This is a genomic window from Rhodanobacter sp. Root561 (assembly GCF_001427365.1).
Classification (GTDB): domain Bacteria; phylum Pseudomonadota; class Gammaproteobacteria; order Xanthomonadales; family Rhodanobacteraceae; genus Rhodanobacter.
The window spans coordinates 122,659-146,625 of record NZ_LMGH01000012.1; the positions used below are offsets into that span (position 1 = coordinate 122,659).

General features: G+C 68.0%; 23 protein-coding genes. 14 read left to right on the forward strand and 9 right to left on the reverse strand.

Annotation, left to right across the window (positions count from 1 at the left end; genetic code table 11):
* Positions 1-408: 408 nt before the first annotated feature.
* A complete protein-coding gene (locus ASD55_RS11555) occupies positions 409-1,224 on the reverse strand; it encodes a helix-turn-helix domain-containing protein (RefSeq protein ID WP_056766283.1) in 816 nt (271 codons plus the stop codon).
* A 192-nt stretch (positions 1,225-1,416) separates the two neighbouring features.
* Between ASD55_RS11555 and ASD55_RS11560 the strand changes: the two genes are divergently transcribed.
* The 3 genes from ASD55_RS11560 (at position 1,417) to ASD55_RS11570 (ending at position 4,264) form a co-directional block, all read left to right on the forward strand.
* A complete protein-coding gene (locus ASD55_RS11560; RefSeq protein ID WP_056766485.1) occupies positions 1,417-1,815 on the forward strand; it encodes a DUF3224 domain-containing protein in 399 nt (132 codons plus the stop codon).
* A gap of 56 nt (positions 1,816-1,871) precedes the next feature.
* Complete coding sequence (locus ASD55_RS11565; protein ID WP_056766285.1) at positions 1,872-3,332, forward strand: FUSC family protein; 1,461 nt, start codon at positions 1,872-1,874, stop codon at positions 3,330-3,332.
* Positions 3,333-3,409: 77 nt separating this feature from the next.
* Positions 3,410-4,264, forward strand: coding sequence for an OmpA family protein (locus ASD55_RS11570; RefSeq protein ID WP_056766288.1), 855 nt, complete (start codon positions 3,410-3,412; stop codon positions 4,262-4,264).
* A 78-nt stretch (positions 4,265-4,342) separates the two neighbouring features.
* Here the strand turns inward: ASD55_RS11570 and ASD55_RS11575 are convergent, their stop codons facing one another.
* The 3 genes from ASD55_RS11575 to ASD55_RS11585 all read right to left on the reverse strand — a co-directional run bounded on the left by ASD55_RS11575 (position 4,343) and on the right by ASD55_RS11585 (position 6,843).
* A complete protein-coding gene (locus ASD55_RS11575) occupies positions 4,343-4,705 on the reverse strand; it encodes a YciI family protein (protein ID WP_056718278.1) in 363 nt (120 codons plus the stop codon).
* 105 nt (positions 4,706-4,810) lie between these two features.
* Positions 4,811-5,779: a VOC family protein gene (locus tag ASD55_RS11580; protein ID WP_235577800.1), complete on the reverse strand. Its 969-nt coding sequence runs from the start codon at positions 5,777-5,779 to the stop codon at positions 4,811-4,813.
* Between the two features lie 86 nt (positions 5,780-5,865).
* A complete protein-coding gene (locus ASD55_RS11585; RefSeq protein ID WP_056766292.1) occupies positions 5,866-6,843 on the reverse strand; it encodes an alpha/beta fold hydrolase in 978 nt (325 codons plus the stop codon).
* A 145-nt stretch (positions 6,844-6,988) separates the two neighbouring features.
* On the opposite strand from ASD55_RS11585, the gene ASD55_RS11590 reads away from it, so the two are divergent.
* Positions 6,989-7,855: an AraC family transcriptional regulator gene (locus tag ASD55_RS11590; protein ID WP_056766294.1), complete on the forward strand. Its 867-nt coding sequence runs from the start codon at positions 6,989-6,991 to the stop codon at positions 7,853-7,855.
* A gap of 156 nt (positions 7,856-8,011) precedes the next feature.
* On the forward strand, positions 8,012-8,854 hold the full coding sequence (locus ASD55_RS11595) for an MnmC family methyltransferase (protein ID WP_056766296.1): 843 nt from the start codon (positions 8,012-8,014) through the stop codon (positions 8,852-8,854).
* 5 nt (positions 8,855-8,859) lie between these two features.
* Here ASD55_RS11595 and ASD55_RS11600 read toward each other — a convergent pair whose 3' ends face one another.
* A complete protein-coding gene (locus ASD55_RS11600; RefSeq protein WP_056766297.1) occupies positions 8,860-10,050 on the reverse strand; it encodes a serine hydrolase in 1,191 nt (396 codons plus the stop codon).
* 228 nt (positions 10,051-10,278) lie between these two features.
* On the opposite strand from ASD55_RS11600, the gene ASD55_RS11605 reads away from it, so the two are divergent.
* Positions 10,279-11,013, forward strand: a complete 735-nt coding sequence (locus ASD55_RS11605) for a class I SAM-dependent methyltransferase (protein ID WP_200946154.1) — start codon at positions 10,279-10,281, stop codon at positions 11,011-11,013.
* A gap of 276 nt (positions 11,014-11,289) precedes the next feature.
* Positions 11,290-11,853 carry a peroxiredoxin gene (locus tag ASD55_RS11610; protein ID WP_056766302.1) on the forward strand — a complete coding sequence of 188 codons (564 nt, stop codon included), beginning with the start codon at positions 11,290-11,292 and terminating at the stop codon, positions 11,851-11,853.
* Positions 11,854-11,915: 62 nt separating this feature from the next.
* On the opposite strand, the gene ASD55_RS11615 is transcribed toward ASD55_RS11610, so the two are convergent.
* Complete coding sequence (locus ASD55_RS11615) at positions 11,916-13,862, reverse strand: M61 family metallopeptidase (protein ID WP_056766304.1); 1,947 nt, start codon at positions 13,860-13,862, stop codon at positions 11,916-11,918.
* Between the two features lie 296 nt (positions 13,863-14,158).
* On the opposite strand from ASD55_RS11615, the gene ASD55_RS11620 reads away from it, so the two are divergent.
* A complete protein-coding gene (locus ASD55_RS11620; RefSeq protein ID WP_162248786.1) occupies positions 14,159-14,812 on the forward strand; it encodes a hemerythrin domain-containing protein in 654 nt (217 codons plus the stop codon).
* Between the two features lie 105 nt (positions 14,813-14,917).
* Positions 14,918-16,594 carry an AMP-binding protein gene (locus ASD55_RS11625; RefSeq protein ID WP_056766487.1) on the forward strand — a complete coding sequence of 559 codons (1,677 nt, stop codon included), beginning with the start codon at positions 14,918-14,920 and terminating at the stop codon, positions 16,592-16,594.
* On the opposite strand, the gene ASD55_RS11630 is transcribed toward ASD55_RS11625, so the two are convergent.
* On the reverse strand, positions 16,589-17,488 hold the full coding sequence (locus tag ASD55_RS11630; protein WP_056766308.1) for a LysR family transcriptional regulator: 900 nt from the start codon (positions 17,486-17,488) through the stop codon (positions 16,589-16,591). The genes ASD55_RS11625 and ASD55_RS11630 overlap by 6 nt on opposite strands.
* 116 nt (positions 17,489-17,604) lie before the next feature.
* On the opposite strand from ASD55_RS11630, the gene ASD55_RS11635 reads away from it, so the two are divergent.
* Complete coding sequence (locus tag ASD55_RS11635) at positions 17,605-18,327, forward strand: pirin family protein (protein ID WP_056766310.1); 723 nt, start codon at positions 17,605-17,607, stop codon at positions 18,325-18,327.
* Positions 18,328-18,445: 118 nt separating this feature from the next.
* Here ASD55_RS11635 and ASD55_RS11640 read toward each other — a convergent pair whose 3' ends face one another.
* Entirely contained in the window at positions 18,446-19,150 is a 705-nt protein-coding gene (locus ASD55_RS11640) for a GNAT family N-acetyltransferase (RefSeq protein WP_056766488.1), read from the reverse strand.
* A 37-nt stretch (positions 19,151-19,187) separates the two neighbouring features.
* On the opposite strand from ASD55_RS11640, the gene ASD55_RS11645 reads away from it, so the two are divergent.
* The 4 genes from ASD55_RS11645 to ASD55_RS11660 all read left to right on the forward strand — a co-directional run bounded on the left by ASD55_RS11645 (position 19,188) and on the right by ASD55_RS11660 (position 23,014).
* A complete protein-coding gene (locus ASD55_RS11645; protein WP_157598956.1) occupies positions 19,188-20,354 on the forward strand; it encodes a hypothetical protein in 1,167 nt (388 codons plus the stop codon).
* 48 nt (positions 20,355-20,402) lie between these two features.
* Complete coding sequence (locus tag ASD55_RS11650) at positions 20,403-21,689, forward strand: lipase family protein (protein ID WP_056718244.1); 1,287 nt, start codon at positions 20,403-20,405, stop codon at positions 21,687-21,689.
* A gap of 5 nt (positions 21,690-21,694) precedes the next feature.
* Entirely contained in the window at positions 21,695-22,291 is a 597-nt protein-coding gene (locus ASD55_RS11655) for a hypothetical protein (protein ID WP_157598958.1), read from the forward strand.
* Between the two features lie 99 nt (positions 22,292-22,390).
* Entirely contained in the window at positions 22,391-23,014 is a 624-nt protein-coding gene (locus tag ASD55_RS11660; protein WP_056766315.1) for a glutathione S-transferase family protein, read from the forward strand.
* Positions 23,015-23,057: 43 nt separating this feature from the next.
* Here ASD55_RS11660 and ASD55_RS11665 read toward each other — a convergent pair whose 3' ends face one another.
* On the reverse strand, positions 23,058-23,888 hold the full coding sequence (locus ASD55_RS11665) for a hypothetical protein (protein WP_056766317.1): 831 nt from the start codon (positions 23,886-23,888) through the stop codon (positions 23,058-23,060).
* Positions 23,889-23,967 lie beyond the last annotated feature (79 nt).

The following is a 23,967-nucleotide window of genomic DNA, read 5'->3' on the forward strand; positions in this document are numbered from 1 at the left end:
GAGCGGTGGCGAACGGACGTAGCCAGCAGTCACCAGAGCGCTGCCAATGTAGTCAAGAACCACGACCGATGTCATGCCACCAATGGCAAGGGCGGCAAAGAGTCTAAACTTTGTCCGGCCGCTTACAGCAAGTAGTGCGGAGCAATGCTCGCACTTGTATGGCCAGAGATTTGCGTTACGTGGCAGGCAGTCAACCAAAGAGGGATGGATGGCTTTCTTGCAAATGGGGCACGACGAAACAGGGTTCATGGATGCCAGTGCTTGGCAAACCTCATATCAGGGCATGTGCAATCGATGCTCAGCTTTCAGCCAAGCCTGGTCAAGCGGACAAGTCCTGCAAACCAACGATGGGGTCGGATGCTGGCAGCGTTCTGGACAGGAGGGAATTTGCATCGCGCCGACGCGACCTCAACCCGACTGCCCGCGCCGCGCATACCCCACCGGCGAACACCCCACCAGCGCCTTGAAGTCGCGGATGAAGTGGGCCTGGTCGAAGTAGCCCAGGTCCAGCGCCAGTTGCGTCCAGTCCATCGGCTTGCCCGCGTCGACGCGTTCGAGTGCTTCGTGCATGCGGTAGCGGTTGATCACCCACTTCGGGCCGATGCCCACGTACTGGTTGAACAGGCGTTGCAGGGTGCGCGGCGTGATGCTACAGCGGGTCGCCAGGTCGTCGAGGGTGCGCAGGCTGCGGTCGATGGCGATGGCGTCCACCATCTCGCCCACGCGCAGCGCCTGGGCATCGGGAGGCGGCAGACGGGTGACCAGGAAGTCGCTGGCCAGCGACACCATGTGTTCATCGTCCGGCGACGCCTGCGTGATCGTCGCCAGTTCGGCGGCGACGGTGCCGAACACCTGTTCCGGCGCGATCGAGCGATTGCGCAACACGGATACCGGTTGCCGCAGGAAGCCGTGGAAACCGCCGGGACGGAACTTCACCCCGAACACGCCGCCGCAGCCTTCCAGCACGGTGCTGAAGCGGCCGGTGTGGATACCATGGATGCGGTTGCCGGCAGCCTCGCATGCCAGGTGCACGTTCGGGTGCGGCAGCGTTTCGCGCCGTTGCGGCGGGCCGCCCTGCAGATCCCAGCGCACGATCCAGTAATGCTGCACGACGCCGGCCAGCGCCGGCGGCGGTGCGATGCGGGCGTGGTGGAACAGGCCCGTCGACGGCGCGCCTGGCGCCGGACGCAACACGCCACGGGCCTTGCCGACGCCGCCGTTCATCCGCATCGTCCGCAAGGGGTGGCACGCACCTGTCGCGTTTTTACAATCATCGCGTCCCCAACCGTGCTTTCATTGTCGGCACGTGACATCACCCAGGAGTCTCCCATGAAAAGCGCCGCACGACTCCTGCTTGCCCTCGCCGTTTCGCTGCCTGCGGCAGCGCTCGCACAAACCCACACGGAGCCCGTCACCATGCACGCCACCGGCCATTTCGACGTCAAGGTTTCCCCGCAGACGCCCGACAATCCCCAGGCCAAAGCCTCGGGCCTGGCGCGACTGTCGCTGGACAAGCAGTTCCACGGCGATCTGGACGCCATCAGCCAGGGCGAGATGCTGGCCGCCGGCGACGGCAGCACGTCCGGCGCCTACGTGGCGCTGGAGACAGTCAGCGGCAAACTGCACGGCCGCAGCGGCAGTTTCGCGCTGGTGCACCGCGCCCTGATGGTCGCTGGCACGCCGCGGGAATGGACCGTGGTGGTGGTGCCCGGCTCCGGCACCGGCGAGCTGGTTGGCCTCGACGGCTCCATGACGATCACCATCGCCGATGGTCGGCACGACTATGACTTCAGCTACACCCTGCCCGCGCACTGAGCCACGCCGCCGCGACGCCCCCGCGTCGCCCGCCGGCTCGACTACCCTATGCCCGGATGACGCCTGCCGGCAAAACACCGACCACCGCCCGCATCGCCTTCGATGCCGCCACCTCCGCGTTCAGTCGCGCCGGAAGGGAGGCGGTCGTGACCATGCTGGCGATGCTGGCCACCCTCGGCTGCGCCATGGCGATCGATGCCGAACCCGGTCCTGCCGTGCTGGCCGTGGTGTTGTGCCTGTCGTTCGCGCGCAGCCATCTGGATCGCGACCTGCGCGGCCGGCTGGAAGCGGCGGTGGCACTGCCGATCGTCGGCCTGCTGGCAACCGCGGTGGGCATGTTGCTGCTGCACGCGCCGTGGCTGGGCGCCCTCGTCTTCGTGGCCGGCATGTTCGTGTCGATCTGGCTGCGCCGGTTTGGCCCGATGACGCGCCGCGCCGGCTCGCTGATCGCGTTGCCGTTCGTGGTGATCCTGACCACGCCGCATGTACCTAGCCAGCGGCTGGGACCGCTGATGGCGGCGCTGGTGCCGATCGTCGTGGCGCTGCTGGCGCTGGGCTGGGTGGCGGCCTTCCACGCGCTGGCACGGCGGCTGCACGCGCTGCCGCCCGTGCAGGCAGCGACCACCACGATCGCGATTGCGCCCGCGCACGAGAGCTCGCTGCGGCCGATCGCGAGCACGCGCATGGCCATCCAGATGGCCGTGGCGCTGGCGCTGTCGTTCGTCGTCGGCTACACCTTCTTCGCGCAGCGCTGGGCGTGGATCGTGCTGACCGCCTTCATCGTCAACAGCGGCAACCGCGGACGGCTGGATGTGGCGTACAAGAGCGTGCTGCGCGTGCTCGGCGCCGCGTTCGGCGCCGTGCTGGCGCTGGGCTTCAGCGTGCACCTGGGCAGCCACGATGGCGCCACCGTCGCGCTGATCCTCGCCGCGGTGTTCTTCGGCATCTGGCTGCGTCCGCTCGGCTACGCCTGGTGGGCGCTGTTCGTCACCCTGGCGCTGGCCTTGCTGCAGGGTTTCGAGGGCCACTCGGCCAGCCATGACCTGGGGCTGCGCCTGCAGGAAATCGTGATCGGCGCAGTGATCGGCGTGGCCGCCGCCTGGCTGGTCTACCCGGTGCGTTCGCGCAACGTGCTGCGCCGGCGCATCGCCGATGCGCTGGCCGTGCTCGGCGACGCCTTCGACCCGGCCACGCCGGCGCGGACGCGAGACGAGGTGCTGGCGGCGTGGGCGCAGGTCGCACAGATCGTCCCGGCATTCAGGGCCAGCCGATGGGCCGTGCGCCGAGGCGAGGCAGCGCAACCCGCGGACTGGATCGACGCCCTGCACGCCTGCATCGACCCGGCCATCGTCCTGCTGGAACAAGGCACGGCGCCGCCGGTCGAGGTGCGCCGAAGCATCGGCGCGGCGCGCAAGGCCCTGCGCGAACCCGAGCAGCTGCTGCCTGCATTGCGGCAATTGCGCGACTGTCTGGACCAGGCCGGGTACGGCCGACCGGAGCACGCCGACACGGCCTGACACCGCCCTCCGCCCAGCTTCCCCCGGCCAGCCGATCGGGCGCATCATGCCGCCACCTGCCACTGCCGGTGCCCGCCATGAATCGGATCGTCCGTGTCTTCATGTTCGCGCTCAGCCTTGCCCTGCCCCTGCTTGCAGTCGCCGGCGACGATATCGCCGGTTCGAAGGATCACCCCCTGCTCACCCGCTATCCGGGTTCGTACATCAGCGAATACAGCAAGGCCTACAACGCCACCGAGTTCAAGGTCGGCAAGGGCGACAACGCCACCACGCAAACCGTGGAAGGCGACACCACCAGCCTGCGCTACTTCTACGGCAGTCCCGAGACCCAGGCCAGCCCGCTGCAGATCATCCGCAACTACCAGAACGCGATCAGGCAGATCGGTGGCGAGGTGGCCTACGAACGCCTGCCCAGCGAGGGCGATGGCGGCGAGACCACGCTGAAGGTGCACACCGGCGGCAAGGACGTGTGGGTCAAGCTGGTGCCGGACATCTACGGCGCGCCCACCCAGGATTACCTGCTGGTGGTCACCGAAGTGGCGGCGATGGCGCAGGCGGTGACCGCCAACCAGCTGCGCGACGAACTCGACAAGAACGGCTTCATCACCCTGCACGTGAACTTCGACACCGGCAAGGCAGTGCTGAAACCCGACGACTTGGCCACCATGCAGCAGGTCGCGATGATGATGAAGGCTTCGCCCGCGCTGAAGCTCCGTGTGGAAGGCCATACCGACAACGTGGGCGACGCCGCCTCCAACAAGGCGCTGTCCGACGCCCGCGCGAACAGCGTGATGGACGCCATCGTGCAGGCCGGCGTGCCAGCCGAGCGACTCGGCGCCGCCGGCTTCGGCCAGGAGCGCCCCGTGGCCGACAACCGCAGCGAGGAAGGACGGGCGAAGAATCGCCGCGTGGAACTGGTCAAGGCGGACTGATCAGGGGGACAAGATCGACCGGGCCTGAGCCGGCCCGGCGATCCCTGGCCACCGCGGGTCCCCGGCGGCCGCACCGGCTCATCGCTGCGGTGAGCAGTCCTCGTCGACCTGGCGCACTTCGCACTCGATTTCCCAATCGCTGCCGTGCACGTCGAGGAAGCGCCGGGTCAGCGCCAGCGCCTGCTCCATCGAATCGGCCTGCAGCATCGCGTAGCCTCCGATCACTTCCTTGGTTTCGGCGAACGGGCCGTCCGTGGTGGTCTGCCGGCCCTGCGACAGGCGCACGCGCACGCCTTCCGCCGTGGGCCGCAGGCCTGCCGTGTCCAGCAGGCTGCCGGCTGCGGTCATTTCCGCCATCAGCTTGCCCATGTCGGCCATCAGCTGCTCGCTGGGCCGCTGCCCGCTGTTCTCGTTGATCCGGATCATCGAAAGGAATCGCATCGTCATCTCCTGTGGGAAGGCTGCGGTCGCGCGGCAAACCGCGCTCCTGCCATGGCGACGAACGAAGCGTGGCCGGATCGACAGGACGGCCATGCTCCCGCGGCATCAGCCGCTGCAGGGCGAGGTTGCGGCAACGCCGGACCCGGCGTGGAATTCGACCAGCAGCCCGAGATCCTCCCGCGTCGGCGCCAGGAAGGACGGCCCCAGCAGGCCCTGATAGCCGGCCAGCGGCTTTTCGTATCCGCGTTCGACCTGCCGCCTTGCGCTCGCGATGTCCGCCACGGCCACGCTGATCCCGAGCACTTGCGGCCCACCGCTGCGCAGCGCGTCGGCAGCGATCCCCGCGCCATCCGGCTGCAACACCAGAACGCGTTTGCGATGGATCGGCACGCAATACCCGCGCGCGCCCACCTGGGCCACGCTCACCGGCGTGGCGCCGGCAAAACCCATCGCGGCCAGTTGCTGCCGGTCCGCCTCGGCGTTCGACGAAAGCAGCCAGATCGCGGACAGCTCGCGAGCGCCATTGGGATGCACGCGCGCGCTCCGCGCGTCGGCGACGCGGGTTGGCGTGGGTCTGCCTGCGGCGTAGTCGATGAAGAACAGGTTGCTCGAAAGCGGCTGGCGCTCGAACGCGAACAGCCGCCAGCGCGGTGGCGCCGAGGGCCCGTCGCCGTCGGGATCATTCGGCGCTGCCGAGAAAATCTCCGTCGGGGCGAAGCCGCGCTGGCGCAGCAACACGCGCTCCCGATCGAGCGTCGACGAACGCAAACCGAAGGTGCGGGCGCCCGGGCCACCACGCAGCGCGACCTGATCCGCGCGCATGCCCGGGTCCATCCGCGCGTCCGGCCGGGTGATGCCCTCCAGCTCGACATAGCTTCCGTCGGACATCCGCACATAGCGATTGGCCACGCCGTCGGGATTGCGCCCCGGCCGGACCTGGAAGCCCAGCTTGACGGTCATCACCGCACTGACCTGGTCGATGCTGCGCCCCCACAGCAGGACGTGGTCGATCCTGCTGGTGTCATCGGGTGATGGCGCGGCGGCGGCAGGCTGGCCCAGGCACAGGCCGGACATCAAGGCGGACAACAGGATGATCGATCGCACGGTACGCAGACTCCATCGGTTTGGGCGGGACGGGCAGGAAACGGGAAGCCTTTCCATCAGCCGATACCCCACAGGTGTCGCGCCTCTTCGGCGACGAGGTCGGGGAACTCTTCGGGAAAGAACAGCTTTGCGCCCGGCACGCTGCGCACGCCGCGCGACTGCGGGAAGGTGTGGTCCAGATACTCGGCATCCGCCAGCGCGAAGACCTGGTCGGCAGCGCCCCAGACGATGCGCACCGGTACCGCGCTGCGCCTGAGCGCGGCCTCGATGCCGGCCAGCGGATTGGGCGCCAGCGCGATGTGGAACGCCTCGTACTGCGCCCGACGCAGCGGCGAACTCACCAGCGGCGTGACGTAATACTCGATGGTCTCGTCGGCAAGCCGGGCCGGATCACGATAGACGGCCGCGCCGAACGTCGAGCGCGCCAGCGCCTTGTCGGTGAGCCATCGAGCCGTGGCCTCCGCCAGCGTGCCCGCGCGCGCCATCCCGATCGCCGGCATCACCCCGGCTGGCGGACTGTCCGGTTCGACGTCGCAGTTCGTCAGCAGCAGGCTGCGCACGCGCTCGGGATGGCGAACCAGGAACAGCTGGGCCACCGCGCCGCCGCTGTCGCTGGCCACGATGTCGACCTTGCCGACCGCCAGCGCATCGAGCAGCGCGGCGAGCATGCCGGCCTGGGCATCGGCCGCCAGCGACTGCCCCGCGGGAACCTGCGAATAGCCCAGCCCCATGAAGTCCGGCGCGATGCAGCGCCGATGGGCGGACAGCCGATCAAGCGCGCCGCGCCATTGAAAGCCGTTCAACGGCGCGCCGTGCAGGAACAGCGCCGCCTCGCCCGCGCCACGCTCGACGTAGGCGATCCGGCCACAGGGCAGTTCGGCGAAACGCCGCGCCCTGCCGAATGTGGCCGCGTCGGTCGGCGGCATCGCCACGGCCGTGGCGAGCCGGGCGATGTCCGTCCGCGCCATGCACACGCCGGCGACACCGCCGGCCAACGCCGCCCCGGTCAACTGCAGGAATTGCCTGCGCTTCATTTCGATCTCCTTGCCATGTGCTGCTGCACCGGGGACATGCTGACGCCTAGCCGCGGATCGGGCGCGCACAAACGGACGCTGGCGGACACGGAAGGATGATTTTCGGCACTTGTGCACCACCCCGCGCCGTCGCGAGGATGAGGCGATGAGCGATCGCCCCGCCTGCTATCCCGCGCCACCGGCACCGCTGCTGTCGGGCAGCAGCCCGAACCGCATGCCGCTGCTCGACGTGCTCACCTCGCCGGTGCCGTCGGGCCGGTTCGATTCGCCGCTGGACGATCGCCACGTGCTCTGCCTGCATCTGGGCGACCCGGTGCCGGTCAGTTACCGCATGGGCCGGTACGAACGGCGCGGCACGCGCATCCATGGCCAGTTCTGCGTCGTCCCCGCCGGTTCGAGCACGCGCTGGACGCTGACGCGGCCCGCCCGCTCGCTGCTGCTGCGGCTGACCCCGGCACTGCTGGGGGATACCGCCGACGCGATGGGGCTGGCATCGCAGGACGCCGGGCTGGCGCCGTCGATCCACATCCGCGATCCCCAGGTCGAACGGATCGGCTGGATGATGCAGGCCGAGGATCACGACGCCTATCCGGGTGGCCGCCTGTTCGCCGACAGCCTCGCTGCGGCGCTGGCCGCGCGTCTGCTCGCCCTGCAATCGCGCAGGCCGGCTCCATCCCCGGGTCGCGCGCTGCCGGCATGGCGGCTGCGCCACGTGCTCGAGTACATCGAGGCGAACCTCGACCAGGACCTCACGCTCGCCGAACTGGCGGGCGTGGCGGGCTTCAGCCTGTCGCACTTCAAGCCGCTGTTCCGCGAGGCCGTGGGCATGCCGGCCCATCGTTTCGTGCTGGAGCGGCGCGTGGAGCGCGCGCGGACGCGACTGCTCGAAGGCCGCGCCAGCCTGACCGACATCGCGCTGGAAGCCGGCTTCGCCCATCCCGGCCACATGGCCCGCTGCATGCGCCGTCTGCTGGGCATGAGCCCTTCGCAGATCGCCGCTTCGTCGCACTGAGAGGCGGCTGTTTCGTGAGCGAGTCCGGGCGTGCTGCCAGCCAGTGATACGCCACAGCCTGCGCGGTTCAGACGGGCGCCGCGTTCGCCGCCGGGTTACGATGCCGCCCCGTCGCCCCGTTCCGCGCGCTGCCGTCGCCCAAGGAGATCGCCCACCGTGTCGCACTATTCCGGCCCCCTGCTCACGCGCTCCACCGCCGAAGCCCTGCTGGCGGCACGCGCTGCCGGCGCCGGTGCATGGGTGGGCTCGCTGGACCTTGGCGTCAGCAGCGAGGCGGTCGCGCTGGAGCCCGAGGCCTGGCAACGCGGTGGCCTGCGTTATCCGTATCCGGAACGGCTGAAGGACCGCACGATTTATCACTGGGACGGCGACGACTTCGCCCCGGTGGCGCGCTACGCCAACTCGCTGATCAAGCTGGTGCCCACCGAATGGGGCGCACCGACCTTCGAGATCGACGGCATCAAGATGCTGCCGACGTCGAAGGAATCACCGTTCGACGACGCCCGCCGCAAGGTGGCCCTGGTCGAACCTCGCGGCAAGATGGTGCTGGATACCTGCGGCGGGCTGGGCTATTTCGCGGCGTGCTGCCTGGAAGCGGGCGTGGCGCGCATCCACTCGTTCGAGAAGAACGCCGACGTGCTGTGGCTGCGCACGCTGAACCCGTGGTCGCCCGATCCGCAATCGCCCGCCAGCGGCGGCCGTCTGCAACTGACCCATGCCGACGTGGCGCAGGCGATCACGCAGATCGCCGACGCCTCGGTGGATGCGCTGCTGCACGATCCGCCGCGCTTCGGCATCGCCGGCGAGCTGTATTCGCAGGCGTTCTACGACCAGCTGGCGCGCGTGCTGCGCCGTGGCGGGCGGCTGTTCCATTACACCGGCAGCCCGAACAAGCTGACCAGCGGCCGCGACGTGCCCCGCGAAGTGCAGAAGCGGCTGGACAAAGCCGGCTTCAGGGCCGAGCTCGCGCTGGACGGCGTGCTGGCCACGCGGCGTTAGAAGCGTCAGCGGGTCGGTCCGCCGTCGACGGCGCGCTTCACCGCGTCGACGAAGTCGCGACGCGCGGCGACCAGCTCCTTCGAGGTCGCCTGCGGCCACGCGCCGACCTGCACGATGACCAGCTGGCGTGCCGGATCGACGTAGACCATCTGGCCGTAGATGCCGATCGCCGCGTAGCTGCCGTCGGTGTCGGTCCACCACAGGTAGCCGTAGCCATGGCCGGGGCTGTCCACGTCCTGCTGCTTGCGCATGGCGCCGTGCATCCACGCCTCGGCGATCACCGGCTGGCCGCCGATCTTGCCGCCATCGAGCATGAACTGGCCGATCCGGGCGTAGTCGGCCAGCGTGGCGGACAAGCCGCTGCCGCCGGTGTCGCTGCCGTCGCATTCGTCCTTCAGCCAGTACGCGTCGGACGCCATGCCGTAGGGCTTCCAGATCGCCTGCGACAGATACGCCGCCAGCGACTGCTTCGTGGCGCGCTGGACCAGGATGCCGAGCAGGTCGGTCTCGGCAGTGTTGTAGTTCCAGTGCGTACCAGCCGGATACGCACGCGGCAGTTTGGCCAGGTACGAGATCACGTGTGCCTGGCCGTTCTCGCAGGCGGCGCGATACATCTGCGCCACGTCGGAATGCGGGTCGGCGTAATCCTCGTTCCAGCGCACGCCGGAGGTCATCGTCAGCAGTTGTTCCACGGTGACCTTGGCATAGGCGCTGTCGCGCAGTTGGGGGATGTAGGTGTCCAGCGTGTCGTCCATGCCGTGGATGTCGCCCCGGCGCAAGGCGATGCCCAGCAGGGTCGAGGTGACCGACTTGGCCACCGAGAACGAGGTCCAGCGCGTGCTGTCATCGAAACCCGGCGCATGGCGCTGCAGGCGGATGCGGCCATGCTGCAGTACCATCACGCCGGCCAGGTGGTGCGTCGTCATGTAGCCGGCCAGCGTGGACGAGCCGTCCTGCCACTGCGGCGTCAGTGCGGCGCCATGCGGCAAGGCATGCACGTGCGCGCCGTGATCCACGCGGTCGGCGGGGAAGATCTCGTACATGCGCGGAAAGCGCGCCGTGTGTTCGGCCTGGCTCCAGAACAGCACGTCTTCGCGCTGCTGGCCGACCGACGGCGTTTCGCTGGCCAGCAAGGGCCACGCCACCGCCCAGCACGACACGAGGCACAGCAGACGCAGGCAGATAGTCGAACGCATGACACTCCTGATGACCCGGCGAGCGGCGCCCGCACCGGACCGAAAGATGGCGGAGAAACCGCATCGCGATGAGTCGCGACGGGCGAAAACCCCGCCATTCTAGAACCTCCGCGAATGGCAGCGGCACGCCGGCCGCCTTGCGTGCAGGCGACGGGCATGACACGCGTCACTGGTTTCCCCGCGGCGGCGACGCAAGACTCCGTCCATTCGAGGCTGACAGGACCGAGCTTGAACACTTCACGTCATGGTCGTTACGGGATCGACGCGCCCTATGTTCCCGCGCTGATGGCCGTGGGCCTGCTGGCCTGCCTGGGCGTGATCGCCTTCACATCCCTGCGGGGCTGGTGGTTCAGCGCAGGCCTGGTGGCGCTTCTTCTGGCCATCTACATGCACACCACCTTGCGCGGGAAATTCGCGGTGTGGCGTAACCTGCTCGACGCGCGCCAATGGCGCGGCGACGAACAGGTGCTTGACATCGGCTGTGGTCGCGGCGCCGTCCTGCTGATGGCGGCGGATCACGTCCCGCGCGGGCGGGCCACCGGCATCGATATCTGGAGCAGCAAGGACCAGTCGGGCAACGGCATCGATGTCACCGCCCGCAATGCCCAAGCCGAAGGCGTGGCCGACCGCGTCGAGCTGAAAACCGCCGACATGCGCGCCCTGCCATTCGCCGACGCCAGCTTCGACCTGGTGGTTTCCAGCGTGGCGATCCACAACATCGGCGATGCCGCCGGTCGCGACCAGGCGATCGACGAGGCGTGGCGGGTGCTGCGTCCCGGCGGGCAGTTGCTGATCGCCGACATCTCGAAAGGCGGCCAGTACCGCAGGCGTCTCGCCGCAAAGGGCATCTCTGCCGAACGGCGTTCGCTGGGCTGGCGCATGTGGTGGGGTGGCCCGTGGATGCCGACCACGCTGGTCTCGGCAAGCAAGCCGCTCGTCGGCGATGGCACCGAGGCAGATTGAGCGGCCGGCGACGACATCATGCACGGCACGAAGATCCGGCCTGGCCATCGTCCCGGCGCAGGGACATGGCGGACAGCATCCTGCAACTGACCGATGATTCCTGCGCTGCCTGCAAAGGGGGCAGCCCATGAACATGATCGACGAGACCCGCGCGGCGCGACCGTACTGAGCAGGCAGCGCGGGCATGGCCGAGCCAGGACGGCATGCGTACATCCACCTGCCCCGTTCCGGCGTATACAGGTACATTGGCGTCCTGCCCCCACCCCGGAGTCCCCCATGAAGCCACTGATGAAATTCGCCACGCTTGCCCTGCTTGGCGGCGCCACCGTCGCGATGCCGGCCTTCGCCGCCCTGAAAGCCGGCACCCAGGCACCGGAATTCAGCGCACCCGCCTACCTGGCCGGCCAGCCGTTCACCTTCGATCTGACCGATGCACTGAAGAAAGGCCCGGTGGTGGTGTACTTCTTCCCCGCGCCACACACCTCTGGCTGCAACGTCGAGGCGCATCTGTTTTCCGAGGCGATCGACAAGTTCAAGGCCGAGCACGCCACGGTGATCGGTGTCACCGCCGGCAACCTCGACCAGCTGGCCGCGTTCTCGAAGGAAACCGAACACTGCGGCGGCAAGTTCCCGGTCGCCGCCGATGCGGGCGCGAAGATCGCCAAGCAATACGACGCCACCTTGCTGATGCGCCCGGGCTGGTCCGACCGCACCTCGTACGTGATCGCCCCGTCCGGCAAGATCACCTACGTCTACTCCGACCTCAGCCCCAACAAGCACGTCGAAGAGACGCTCAAGGCGGTGAAGGCGATCGAGGGTGCCGGCAACAGCGGCATGTGATTCCGGACTGATGACTGGCCGGTGCGGAACGAAGCAGGAACTTCGTTCCGCCCCAAGCTTGCCTACTTCCGCGCCGCGATGATCCGGCTCAGATAATCCGGCGTGCCCTCGATGCGCTGCAGGTGCGGGTACTGCATGCCGTCGTGGTAGTCCACCGGCACGGTGCGATAGCCGCCCTGGTATTTCAGTAGCAGCTGGATCGGAGACTTGCTGCCTTTCGCCGCGGCGATCGCTTCCTTCAGCACCTCTTTCGAATACGCCTGGCCGTTCACCGCTTCCAGCGTGGCACCGGTGCTGACACCGGCCCTGAACGCGGGGCCATTCCAGCGCACGTCGTTGACCTCGCCCCTGTCGTTCATGGTCAGGCCGATCGACCAGGCGAAGTTGTACAGGTGGCGCGCGGGCTCGGGCCGCGAGTTGTACTGCTTTTCGAATGCCGTGGGCTGGTCGGTGTAGACCAGCTTCCAGCCGGTGGCTTCGAGGCCGCCGGCCAGCGGCGGATTCAGCGTGTCGACGCGCGCGTGCAGGAAGCTGGCCCAATCGTCCTTCGCCACGCCGTTCAACGTCGCCACCACGTCGTCGAAAGTGTAGGGCCTGGTCACGTAGCTGCCATTGTCGACGCCGAAGAACGCACGGGCGAAATCATCCAGCGACTTGCCGTCGTGGGTGAGCGAGCGAATCCGCGCGTCCACCGCCAGCCACAGCATCTGGCCGCCGCTGTAGTAGTCCTCGCTCATCTGCCAGCTGCGATACGGCAGGCTGGAACGATGCGCCGCGGTGGCGTCGTTGGTGGTGTCCTCCAGCGTGCGCCACTGGAAGCCGGGGCGGTTGCGATCGTAGTTCGCGGCGACCATCGCCAGACCGTCGCGGAACTGCTGCGCCGTCCACATGCCCGAGCGCGCGGTGAGCACGTAACCCCAGTATTGGGTCTGGCCTTCGTAGACCCATAGCAGCGAATCGCCCATCGGCACGTTGAAGTTCGGCGTCCACAGGTCGGCGGGGCGGCGGAACTTGCCGTTCCACGAATGGGCGTACTCGTGCGCCAGCAGGTCACGCTCCGGCGCGTTGCTGTCCCAGGCGGTGAAATAGTCGGCGCCCAGGCCGTTCTCGCTGGACTGGTGATGCTCGGTGCCATTGCCGCCGAGCACGTCGGACAGCGAGAACAGGAAGTCGTAGTGGTCGTAGTGATGCGAGCCGAACAGGCTCACCGCCTGGGTGACCAGGGCGCGATGCGCCTTGAGCTGCTCGGGCGACATTTCCAGGTCCTTCGGCGCATCGGCGACGATGTCCAGGTGCACCGGCGCGGCGCCGCCCGGGTTGAGGTCGACCCGTTTGAAATATTGCCCGGCGTAGATAGGCGAATCGACCAGGTTGTTGAACGTCACCGGCTTGAAGGTGGTGGTGTCGCCCGACTGCGAGGCCGTCTCCAGCGCCGTGCCCATCTGCCAGCCATGGGCCAGCGTCACGCTGGGGGCGAAGGTGATCGCGCGCGAGAAGTGCCCGGCCGGATACAGCGCCATCTTGCTCCATTCCATGTCCATCATGCGGTCGGTGATCTCGAAGCCGCCGTCGCGCGGCGACATGTATTCGAACGCCACCTCCAGGCGGGTCACGCCGGCCGGCACGTCGAGATGGAACGCGAACACGTTGTACTTGTCGCGCTTCCACATCACCGGCTTGCCGTCGGCGGTGATCCTGAGGCCGGCCAGCATGGCGATCGGGCCGCTCGGAGAATGGTCGCCGGGAATCCATTGCGGATACAGCAGGGTCAGCGGACCGGCCGCGACGGGGATCGTCTCGCGTACCCGGAAGATGCCCTGTACCGTGTCGCTGGCATCGACATGCAGCGCGATGGTGCCCGGATACGGCGTGTCCTGCGGCGGCGGCACCTGGTCAGCGCCGATCGTCTGCGCCGGCGCGGCCGTGGCGGCCAGGGCCAGCATCACGGCGGCGGCGAGCGCGGCCAGCGTGCGTCGGGGGCGTGACCAGGTGGGGGTGGGAACGGGCATGGGGAACTCCGGCAGGCAGGTGAATGGACAAAACTATCACCACTGTTCGGCCGGCGGTGCCGCGCGTGCCACGCAGTGTCATAAATCGTCCCGACCTGCCCGCCGGTTGACGCCGGGCCGCACCGCCAGCGGCCCTGTCGCAGCAGATCCCATGGCCTGCCGGCGCGGGCTTCGCCACTTTCCGCCACATGGCACACATTCTGCTTCAGGACTCATGCAGGCACCGCCGTCGGCACCAGCGGAAGGCGGTCGAAAGGAATCGGGTTTTGGCGTCTTGCATCGTCCGGGGCTTGCTGATGGTCCGGGGCGACAGGGTCGGGTGGAACGGCACCAGCGCAATCCAGCAGGGAGACCAGGCCATGAACTTCTTCGGAAAAAAACAGCAGCGTGCGGGACTCGAGGTATCGCTGGAGGATCACCTCGCGGAACAGCAGGTGGCCCCCGGTACCCAGCTCCATTACGACAGTCGGCTCGTCGAGCGCCTGTGCGGCCATGCGGTCAGCCTGATGGACCTGCTGGCGCTTGGCGGCAGCGCGGCGCGGGCGTCGAAGTTCGACGAGGCGGAAAGGTGCCTGTACCGATTCCGCCTGCTGTTCAACGAACATATGCTGGACAAGAACCTGCGCCTGTATACCTACCTGGGCCGCTGCCTGAAGTCGGACCCCGAAGGCCTGGAATTCATGCGCCATATGCGCCGGGAAACCGGCGAGATCTCGCGCCAGACCACGCGCTTCCTCAGCCGTTGCCAGGAGGCCGGCATCAGCGAGGAAAGACGGGACGAGTTTCTCGACGAACTGGCCCTGATCGAGGACCTGCTCCGGCATTGCTTCACCCGCGAGGAGCGCTCGCTGTACCCGATGTACCGATCGCCCCGGTCCTACCAGGCCGCACCGGCGCAATCGTCTTCCATCGGCAAGCGAACGCAGGTCGGCCACGCTCTGCCCTGCTGACAGCCCGGCGGGCGAGGTGGCAGCCCTGTGACAACCGCCAGGACCATCGTAAGGTATCGCCAGCGGGGAGATATGGCATCGGCAATCACGGCGGGGGACGCTGAAGTGCTCAAACCATTCGGCAAGCATGTGCCATCGGCGCTGAGCCGGGCCGATTTCCCCAACGTCGCCAGTGCCGCCTTCGACAGCAGCCAGACCCTGCCGCAGATGCTGATCGATGCATGCCGGCGCCACGCCGGGCGTGCGGCCTTCAGCAACCTCGGGCACAGCCTGAGTTTCGGCGAGGTCGACCGCCTGAGCGGCCTGCTCGCCAGCCATCTGCGCGAAGGCCTGGGACTGGCCAGCGGCGAGCGCGTGGCGATCATGCTGCCCAACCTGCTGCAGTTTCCGATAGCCGCGCTGGGGGTCTTGCGCGCCGACCTGGTCGCGGTGCTGGTGAACCCGCTGTACACCGCGCGCGAACTGCATCACCAGCTGGTCGACTCGGCCGCGGCCGCGCTGATCGTGCTGGACAACTTCGGCGCGGTGGCCGCCGAGGCGCTGGAAGGCACCACGGTCCGGCACGTCGTCACCACCCGCGTGGGCGACATGCTGCCGTGGCCGAAATCGCTGCTGGTGGACGCGGTGCTCAAGCATGTCCGGAAGATGATCCCGCCGTTCCATATCGACGGCGCCATCCGCTGGCCCCGCGCGCTGTCCGAAGGGCAGCGGCTGCCGGCCGTGCAGTCACGCGCCAGCGCGACCGACACCGCGCAACTGCAATACACCGGCGGCACCACCGGGCTGTCCAAGGGCGCCGTGCTGCCCCATTCGGCCCTGGTCGCCAACGTGGCTTCGGCCGAACAATGGCTGGGACACCGGCTCGACCCGGCCACCGACGCGGTGATCGTCTGCCTGCCGATGTATCACATCGCCGCTTACAGCAACGCCCTGTACAACATGGCGCACGGCCTCCATTCGGTGCTGGTCACCAACCCGCGCGACATCCCCGGCCTGGTGGCCACCTTCGCCAGGGTCAGGCCGGCCGCCTTCGCCGGCGTCAATACGCTGTACGACGCCCTGCTCAACTCGCCCGACTTCGCCAGGCTCGACCTGTCCGGACTCAAGCTGTGCCTGCAAGGCGGCACGGCGCTGCGCAGCGGCACCGCCGAACGCTGGAAGGCGCTGACCGGAATGGCGGTGGTCGAGGGCTACGGGCTGTCCGAAACCAGCGCCGCGATCACCTTCAATCGCTGGGACGCGGACAACCCGGTCGGCTCGATCGGCCTGCCGCTGGCCGAGGTGGAAATCACCCTGCGCGACAGCGACGGTCGCGTGGTGGCCGATGGCGAACCGGGCGAGCTTTGCACGCGTGGCCCGCACATCACCACCGGCTACTGGCAGCAGCCGGGCGAAACGCGCGAGGCCTTTTTCGAGGGCGGCTGGTTCCGTACCGGCGACATCGCCCGCGTCGACGAGAACGGCTATTACTTCCTGCTCGATCGGCGCAAGGACATGATCCTGGTGTCCGGCTTCAACGTGTTTCCCAACGAAGTGGAAGACGTGGTCGCGATGCATCCGGGCGTGCTCGAAGCCGGCGTGGTCGGCATGCCGGACGAGAAGACCGGCGAGGCCGTGCGGCTGGTGGTGGTACGCAAGGACCCGGCGCTGAGCGAGGAAGACCTGCGCGCCCATTGCCGCCGGCATCTCACCGCATACAAGCAACCGAAACAGGTCGAATTTCGCGACAGCCTGCCCAAGACCGCGGTAGGCAAGGTGCTGCGACGCGAACTGCGCTCATGACCTCCGCGGTGCCGCCGCGCCGAATTGTTCCACCAGGAAGTCGCTGAACGCGCGCACCAGCAGCGAGGACTGGCGATGCTGCGGGTACACCGCGTGCACGGTGAACCCCTCGGGCCGGAACGCCTCCAGCACGGCGAGCAGGCGCCCATCGGCCAGCGCGTCGACCACGATGAAATCCGGCAGGCTGGTGATGCCCAGCCCGGCGATCGCGGCGTCACGCAGCATCTCGCCATTGTTGGCGCGCATCGGCCCGCTTACCGACACCTTGCGCACCCGCTCGCCCACGCGATACGACCACTCCATCCGCGACGCATGACCGTAGGTCAGGCAGGCATGCGCCGCCAGTTCATCGGGCGCCGACGGCGTGCCGCGCCGGCGCAGATAGTCGGGGCTGGCGCAGGTGATCAGCTGCACCGTGGCGATCGGCCGCGCGATCAGGCTGGAGTCGGCCAGCGTGCCGATGCGCACGGCCATGTCATAGCCCTCGCCGATCAGGTCGACGGTGCGGTCGTTGAGTTCCAGCTCGACCGTGACCTCGGGATGGCGCTGCATGAACGCGGGAATCAGCGCGCCCAGATGCAGGGTGGCGAACGACATCGGCGCGCTGAGTCGCAACAGGCCGCGGGGCGCGGCGGTCTGGCTGGTGATCAGCTGCTCGGCGGCATCGACCTCCTCCAGGATGCGCCGGACGCGCTCGTGGTAGGCCAGGCCCAGGTCGGTGGCACGCAGCTGCCGGGTCGAGCGCAGCAGCAGCCGGGCGCCCAGCCGTTTCTCCAGCGCGGCGATGCGCTTGCTGACGAACTGCTTGGACAGCCCCAGCCGCTCGGCCGCCGCGGTGAAGCTTTGCGCCTCCACCGCTTCGGCAAAGATGCGCATGTCCTCCAGCTGGCTCATTGTCGCTCTCCGGTTGACAGTATTAAGCAGTTCACCGTCTTTATTGAAGCACGTGGCGACTCTAACATCCCGCTTCAGATGCAGCAGAAGCTGCGCCCCTCAACGAGGAGAACACCATGATGCAAGTACGCAAGGCTGCCGATCGCGGCGTCGCCGACCACGGCTGGCTGAATTCCCGCCACACCTTCTCCTTCGCCAGCTACATGGACCCCGGCCAGATCGGCTTCTCCGACCTGCGCGTGATCAACGAGGACCGGGTGGCCCCGGGCCAGGGCTTCGGCAAGCACCCGCATCGCGACATGGAGATCTTTTCCTACGTACTGGAAGGCACCCTGGCGCACAGCGACAGCATGGGCACCGGCTCGGCGATCAAGCCGGGCGACGTGCAGCTGATGAGCGCCGGCAGCGGCGTGACACACAGCGAGTTCAATGGCTCCGACGAGGCGCCGGTGCACTTCCTGCAGATCTGGATCGTGCCTGAGCACGCTGGCGGTGCACCGGTCTACCAGCAGCGTCACTTCTCCGACGCGGACAAGCGCGGCCGCCTGCGCCTGATCATCTCGCCCGACGGTCGCGACGAGTCGCTGCGCATCCAGCAGGATGCCTCGGTGTATGCCGGCCTGTTCGATGGCGATGAAAGCGCCACGCTGACGCTGGACGGCGACCGCCACGCCTACGTGCATGTGGCCCGCGGCAGCATCGAGCTGGACGGCGTGAAGCTGCAGGCCGGTGACGGCGTGCGCCTGCGCCATGCGCGCAGCTTGCGGCTGGACGCCGGCGACAATGCCGAGGTACTGGTGTTCGACCTGCGTCCGCAGGAACTGCCGCAGATGCCGTGAGGCAAGGCAGGCCGGCGGACGGATCGATGCGTTCGATCCGTCCGCCGGCGTTTGCGTGTTGGTCCGCCGGTGACACGATCACCGACGCAGGCCAAACGTCATCGTCCGAAAACAGGCCTCAGCCGGAAGCATCCTTCGACGGCTCCTGCCGGCGCTCCAGCACGGCCACGCTGACCTCGCAGCGCAGCGTGAAGCCCAGCGTCTGGTACAGCGAGATCGCCGCCACATTGTTCTTCCACGCATGCAGGAAGGCCGTTTCGCCACGCGCGGCGATGGCCGCAGCGACATGCCGGGACAAGCGCCCGGCGCAACCGTGGCCGCGAAAATCGGGATGCGTGCACACGCCACTGACCTCGGTGTAACCGGCGAAACGGAAACGCTCGCCCGCCATCGCCACCAGCCGGCCGTCGACGCGGATGCCGAAGAAATTGCCCATGCGATGGGTCTGGCGCAGGAACGGACCGGGCTCGGTCAGGGTCGCCAGCGCCAGCATCTCGTCGGCGTCCTCGTCATGCAGCGCGAGGATGTCGTCGCCGGTCGCCGGCGGCGCCACCGGCGACGGCGCCACCATCTGCACGCCGCGGGCCAGCTTGGCCGGCGCCAGCCCGGCGGGAATCGCGATCTCCGGCACCTGCAGGATGAACACCTGCTCCGCGGGCTGCAGCAACGCCGCCAGGGCCGCCAGCGCGGCCGGGCTGTCGTCGCGGGCGGACGCGAAACGATTGACCTGCGGCTGGTAACGGCGCGCCAGTTCATCGCCGATCGACAGTGGCGCGTGGGCCGAGGTCAGGCTGGACCATACCGGTCGGTCAAGCAGGTTCATCGTCATCGGGGGGCCTCGCCGGGTTTCGCGAGCGGTAATGCTGGCAAACGATGATGCCGCAAGCGCCGCCTCGCGTCGAAAAATCCGCGTGCACTCGCCGCCCCCGCCCGGCCGCCTTGGCAGGACCCGCGCCCGTGCTAATCTCCCGCGGAACAGCCGCCAGTACCCACCGCAGGGAGGCGAGATGCGTCCACGGCCTGAGCCCTCGAAGATCAACTCCACCCATCGCCCGCTGGCGATGACGCCGCCGCCTGCCTCGGCACGGGCAGTGCCCGGGCGAAGCTGGCGAACCCTGGGCAAGCTGCTGATCGTCTGCCTGCTGGTCACAGGCTGCCAACCCGACATGGCCGGCGACGGCGGGAGTACAGGAATGTTCGGACTCTTCAAGAAGAAAGCCGAGGCGCTGCCCTCGACGGTGGCGCCCGAGCTGCACGCGCAGCTCAAGCGCGAGACAAGCTTCCCGCGGCAGGCCGCAGCTGCCGATCAAGGCTGCACCGAGGCACGCGTGGACGGCACGCCGCCGGATGCGCGTTTCGTGTCCCCCGATTTTACCGGCTCGGTCCATGACGCCTTCCGCGTCGCGAGCCGGCCGGGCTTGCCGGCGCTGGCCATCGTCAATGGCGCCGGCGAGGTGCGGCTGCCGCAGTTCTGGGAACTGGCCTCCGACGCCACGCCGACCTTCGTGCGCAACATTCCCGTCCAGCTCGATCCTGCGCAGGGCAGCTGGATCACCGCCAGCGCGCGCGACGTCGGCTGCCTGCCGGGGCCTTGGCTGGCCCTGGGCCTGGGCTATTCGACCAGCCGTCCGTCCGAATACGTCGCCCTCTACAACCGGGAGACCCATCAGGTCCGGAAAATTGCCGACGCCGTCTCCGCGGGGTATTCCGTCTATGACGGCCCGTCAGGCCATGCCGACAGCCTGCTCGAAACGCGCAGCGCCGGACCCGATCGGGCGCTGCTGCTGTACCACACGGATCAGCTGCGCCTGCGCGCCGAGGTCTACGTACGCAAGTACGACCACATCATGCTGTTCTCGCCACAACATCCGCAGGGCCTCGAAGTCATCAAGCTCGGCCTCGACGACGGCAACGTGATCGACTGGACCGTCATCGACAAGACGCTGTGGCTCCGCACCCGGGATCGGCGCAACGACAAGCAACCCGATGGCATGGTCTGGTCACTGGATCTTTCGTCCGTGTTCTGACCGCGCCACTTTCCACGCAACGAATCACCAGACTCAAGGAGGGGGAACATGGCGGATTTCGCACTGGCACCGACCGAGGCAGCCAACATTGCCCTCAATGCCTATTTCGCATTGAAGGACTGGTCGCTGAAGCAGCCGACGGCAGGCGTCGAATCACGTAGCAACCTGCAGGACCTGGTCCTGGGCTCGGGCAAGACACGGGGCGACTTTCCCGCCAACAGCTCGGTCGGAAAGAGTTTCCCCGGTGCACAGCTGGGCCAGGTGTTCAGCGGCAACACCGGCTGGAATACCGCCTCGGGCTTCGGCTACGTGTTGCACTTCGAGCGGTTCGGGCAGCGCCACGCCGTCATCGCCGTCCGCGGCACGCGTCCCGAACTGGGCTGGTATGACATCGGCACGGATTTCCGCTTCGCCCATACCGGTTTCGGCGACTTCGGCCGGGTGCACAAGGGTTTTGCCAACGCGTTCGGCAGCATCCTGCCGCAGCTGCAGCGCGAACAGGGCGCGATCCTGGCGGCCGACGTCATCCATTGCATCGGCCACAGCCTGGGCGGCGCCATCGCGACCCTGATCGCCGGTCACTACGCCGCGCTGAATCGTCCCGTCCGGCTGTACACCTTCGGCAGCCCGCGCGTGGGTTATCGCGATGCGCACCAGGCGTTCGAGCGGCGCATCGGCAAGGAAAACATCTTCCGCACCGCGCACAACCGCGATCCGATCACGATGATCGCCACCTATCCCTACAAGCATGTGCTGGCGCCCTATACCGAGCCGAACAACTTCACGCTGGAGTCTCCCAGCTCCAGCATTGCGCTGGCCAACCACGACATGTACGCCTACGCGAACACCATCCGCGACGCCAGGAACTGGAGCGACGTGCGCGGCATGGCCGCGTCCTGCGACCACTCCAACAGCAAGCTGGCGCAGGCGCTGATGGCCGATGCCAGCATGAGCTGGTTCAAGAAGCTCACCCTCAACACGCTGGCCGCCCTGCTGACCCTGTTCGAGGACGTGCTGCGTGTGGCCGCCCGCGGTTTCTACGACGCGGTGACCGGCGTCGACGTGATCGCGGCCGTCATCTGCGACGGCGTGAAGATGATCGGCGAAGTGGGCGAGCGCCTGAAGTACCTGCTGCGGCTGGCCGCGCGCTGGGCCGAGATCCACGTGGCCAACGAGGCGGCGCTCACCGACGCGGTGATCCGCGCGATCCTGCAGGCGATGACGTCCCGCATCAACCAGGTCGGCATCGCGGCCCTGCAGCGCGCCGCCTCGTTGCTGCGGCCGGCACCGCTGCTGCTTGCCGGCAGCCTGCTGATTTCGGCCTCGGCGCTGTGACCGCGATGGATCGCCGCGAGTTTGCCTGGTTGCTGCTGCACGCCAATGCCCTGCCGATGCTGGCGATGCAGCAGGTCATGGGCGAGATCCGCGAGGATCTGGCCCACGCCGAACCCCCCACCGACGACGGACTGACCGAGGCGCAGCGCGAAGAACAGTCGCGCATCGCGATGAACGAGCTGGCCGACCGCATCGAAGCCGATCCCGAACTGGCGGCGCTGACCGTCTTCAACTTTGCCGCACCGGCGATGTCCGAAGAAGAGATCGACCGGCTGGAGCAGCAATCGCGCGACGAAGACGCCGCCGCGAAGCAGGCCATGGCCGAGCTGGACGAGCTGCCCGACGGCCCGCTGGACATCGGCAGCTTCCTTGCTCGCGCCTATGCGAAAGCGCTGCCAGCCGCCCGCGTCGATGCCGCCTTCGCCCGTGCCGACGTGCCCGCGCTGCTCGCGGCGATCGCGCAGTTGCCCGGCGACCTGCCGCCGCTGACCGCGCCCATGGACGGCGCCGGCATGGCGCGCTGGCTGGCATTCTTCCGCACGGAAGACCCGCAGTGCGAGGCGCTGGTGTTCGAGGTCAGCCGTCTCGACGACGGCGACTGACACACCATCCCGATTCCGTCCTTCCCGGCGCGTGTCGAATTTTCGACACGCCATTCGTCGTCATCCCGAAACGCCCACGGGCATCATCGGGAGACACGCATGAAGTTGTACTGGTCGGATGTGCTGGCGCCGCGCAAGGCCTGCGCCGTGGCGAAATACCTGCAATCGCCGCTGGACTACGTCTACCTCGACCTCGGTCGCGGCGAGCACAAGACAGCGGAATATCTCGCGCTCAACCCCAACGGCAAGGTGCCGACCCTGGTCGACGGCTCGCGCGTGCTGTGGGAGGCCGACGCGATCATCTGCCACCTCGCGGCCCGCAGCGATTCGGAACTGTGGCCCCAGGACGCCCGCCAGATCGACGTGATCCGCTGGTTCAGCTGGAGCGCCCAGCACTTCACCGCGCAGGCCGGCGCACTGTATTTCGAGTACATCATCAAGCCGCGTTTCGGCATCGGCGAGGCCGATCCGGTCGAGACAGGGCGCGCCACCGACGCGTGGCGCCAGCACGCCGCCGTGCTGGACGGCCACCTGCGCGATCGCCGCTGGCTGGTCGGCGACACGCTGACCCTGGCCGACTTCGCCGTGGCCGTCGCCCTGCCCCACGCCGACGACGCGCACATCCCGCTGCAGGACTTCCCCGCGATCCGGCGCTGGCACGACCGCATGAACGAACTCGACGCCTGGCGCGAACCCTTCCCCGAGCCCGCCCTGAGCGAATGAACCCTGGCGTCGCCTCCGGGAGGCGTCACGGCTGCCGGCACGCTCAGAGCTTGCCCTGGGCAATCCACAAGCGTCCGGACTGCAGATCCAGGGTGATCACCTTGTCACGCAGGAAGGGCATGCCCAGGTTGCCATCCAGGATCATGTCCGGCGTGAACGCTGCGCCGGTGGCGCGCAGTCCCGCGGCGACTGGGAAGTCAGCTTGTTGCGGCCCCTCGATCGCGGGGTCGAGGCCGAACAGCGCCGCGTAGGGACGCGACACCAGAAGCGTTCCGCCATTGCCCGTGTCCAGCTCGAACCACAGCATGCCGTTGGGCGTGGACACGCCTATGGAAGCCGCCAGAGCATGTCCCTGCACTTCGCGCGACAGCAACACCGGCAGTTCCCGGGCGACCGCGATGCGCTGCTGCAGGCTGGATGGCGATTCGATGATCAGGCGTCGGCCGGGCAGGTCGACCGTGATGGTCTTGCCCGCAAAAAGATCCAGCGCGATCGAACCCGCCACCGGCTTGGCATCCCTGGCTACCAGCGACGCCACGTCGAAGACCAGGGTCACGGGCGCACGCAACACCTGGCCGTCCATGTGGAAGTCCACGTTGTCACAGCGAGGTGCATCCAGCCGGTCTCCCATCATCCGGAAACCGCTGAGTCGCCCCCACGGCTTGCAGCCGGCCGCCTTGGCGAAGGAAGGCGAAAGCAGGGTAATGCCGCCGGCGGTATCCAGCAGGAACAGGCCGTCATGGCCGTTCACCGTCGCATGCACGGCCACCGTCTTGCGGTAGCTTTCAAGTTTGAACACGGCTTCCGGCCGGGCCGCGTGGGCGACCGTGCCGAACAGCAGCAGGCTGGCCAGGATCATGATGCGTCGTTGCATGAAGGCTCCGGGTGATGACTGCGGGAAGTCCGCCAGCCATGGCACTTTATCCGACGCGATGGCCCGCCTAATCTGGACT

What these genes read in the sequence shown, in the direction of transcription:
- ASD55_RS11575 (WP_056718278.1), bottom strand. Translation starts at nt 4,705, where the DNA reads ATGCGATTCCTTTCGATGATCCGGATCAACGAGAACAGCGGGCAGCGG.
- ASD55_RS11635 (WP_056766310.1), top strand. Translation starts at nt 17,605, where the DNA reads ATGATGCAAGTACGCAAGGCTGCCGATCGCGGCGTCGCCGACCACGGC.
- ASD55_RS11615 (WP_056766304.1), bottom strand. Translation starts at nt 13,862, where the DNA reads ATGCCCGTTCCCACCCCCACCTGGTCACGCCCCCGACGCACGCTGGCC.
- ASD55_RS11610 (WP_056766302.1), top strand. Translation starts at nt 11,290, where the DNA reads ATGAAGCCACTGATGAAATTCGCCACGCTTGCCCTGCTTGGCGGCGCC.
- ASD55_RS11555 (WP_056766283.1), bottom strand. Translation starts at nt 1,224, where the DNA reads ATGAACGGCGGCGTCGGCAAGGCCCGTGGCGTGTTGCGTCCGGCGCCA.
- ASD55_RS11590 (WP_056766294.1), top strand. Translation starts at nt 6,989, where the DNA reads ATGAGCGATCGCCCCGCCTGCTATCCCGCGCCACCGGCACCGCTGCTG.
- ASD55_RS11600 (WP_056766297.1), bottom strand. Translation starts at nt 10,050, where the DNA reads ATGCGTTCGACTATCTGCCTGCGTCTGCTGTGCCTCGTGTCGTGCTGG.
- ASD55_RS11585 (WP_056766292.1), bottom strand. Translation starts at nt 6,843, where the DNA reads ATGAAGCGCAGGCAATTCCTGCAGTTGACCGGGGCGGCGTTGGCCGGC.
- ASD55_RS11565 (WP_056766285.1), top strand. Translation starts at nt 1,872, where the DNA reads ATGACGCCTGCCGGCAAAACACCGACCACCGCCCGCATCGCCTTCGAT.
- ASD55_RS11660 (WP_056766315.1), top strand. Translation starts at nt 22,391, where the DNA reads ATGAAGTTGTACTGGTCGGATGTGCTGGCGCCGCGCAAGGCCTGCGCC.
- ASD55_RS11570 (WP_056766288.1), top strand. Translation starts at nt 3,410, where the DNA reads ATGAATCGGATCGTCCGTGTCTTCATGTTCGCGCTCAGCCTTGCCCTG.
- ASD55_RS11650 (WP_056718244.1), top strand. Translation starts at nt 20,403, where the DNA reads ATGGCGGATTTCGCACTGGCACCGACCGAGGCAGCCAACATTGCCCTC.
- ASD55_RS11560 (WP_056766485.1), top strand. Translation starts at nt 1,417, where the DNA reads ATGCACGCCACCGGCCATTTCGACGTCAAGGTTTCCCCGCAGACGCCC.
- ASD55_RS11580 (WP_235577800.1), bottom strand. Translation starts at nt 5,779, where the DNA reads ATGTCCGGCCTGTGCCTGGGCCAGCCTGCCGCCGCCGCGCCATCACCC.
- ASD55_RS11655 (WP_157598958.1), top strand. Translation starts at nt 21,695, where the DNA reads ATGGATCGCCGCGAGTTTGCCTGGTTGCTGCTGCACGCCAATGCCCTG.
- ASD55_RS11665 (WP_056766317.1), bottom strand. Translation starts at nt 23,888, where the DNA reads ATGCAACGACGCATCATGATCCTGGCCAGCCTGCTGCTGTTCGGCACG.
- ASD55_RS11620 (WP_162248786.1), top strand. Translation starts at nt 14,159, where the DNA reads ATGGTCCGGGGCGACAGGGTCGGGTGGAACGGCACCAGCGCAATCCAG.
- ASD55_RS11640 (WP_056766488.1), bottom strand. Translation starts at nt 19,150, where the DNA reads ATGAACCTGCTTGACCGACCGGTATGGTCCAGCCTGACCTCGGCCCAC.
- ASD55_RS11630 (WP_056766308.1), bottom strand. Translation starts at nt 17,488, where the DNA reads ATGAGCCAGCTGGAGGACATGCGCATCTTTGCCGAAGCGGTGGAGGCG.
- ASD55_RS11645 (WP_157598956.1), top strand. Translation starts at nt 19,188, where the DNA reads ATGCTGGCAAACGATGATGCCGCAAGCGCCGCCTCGCGTCGAAAAATC.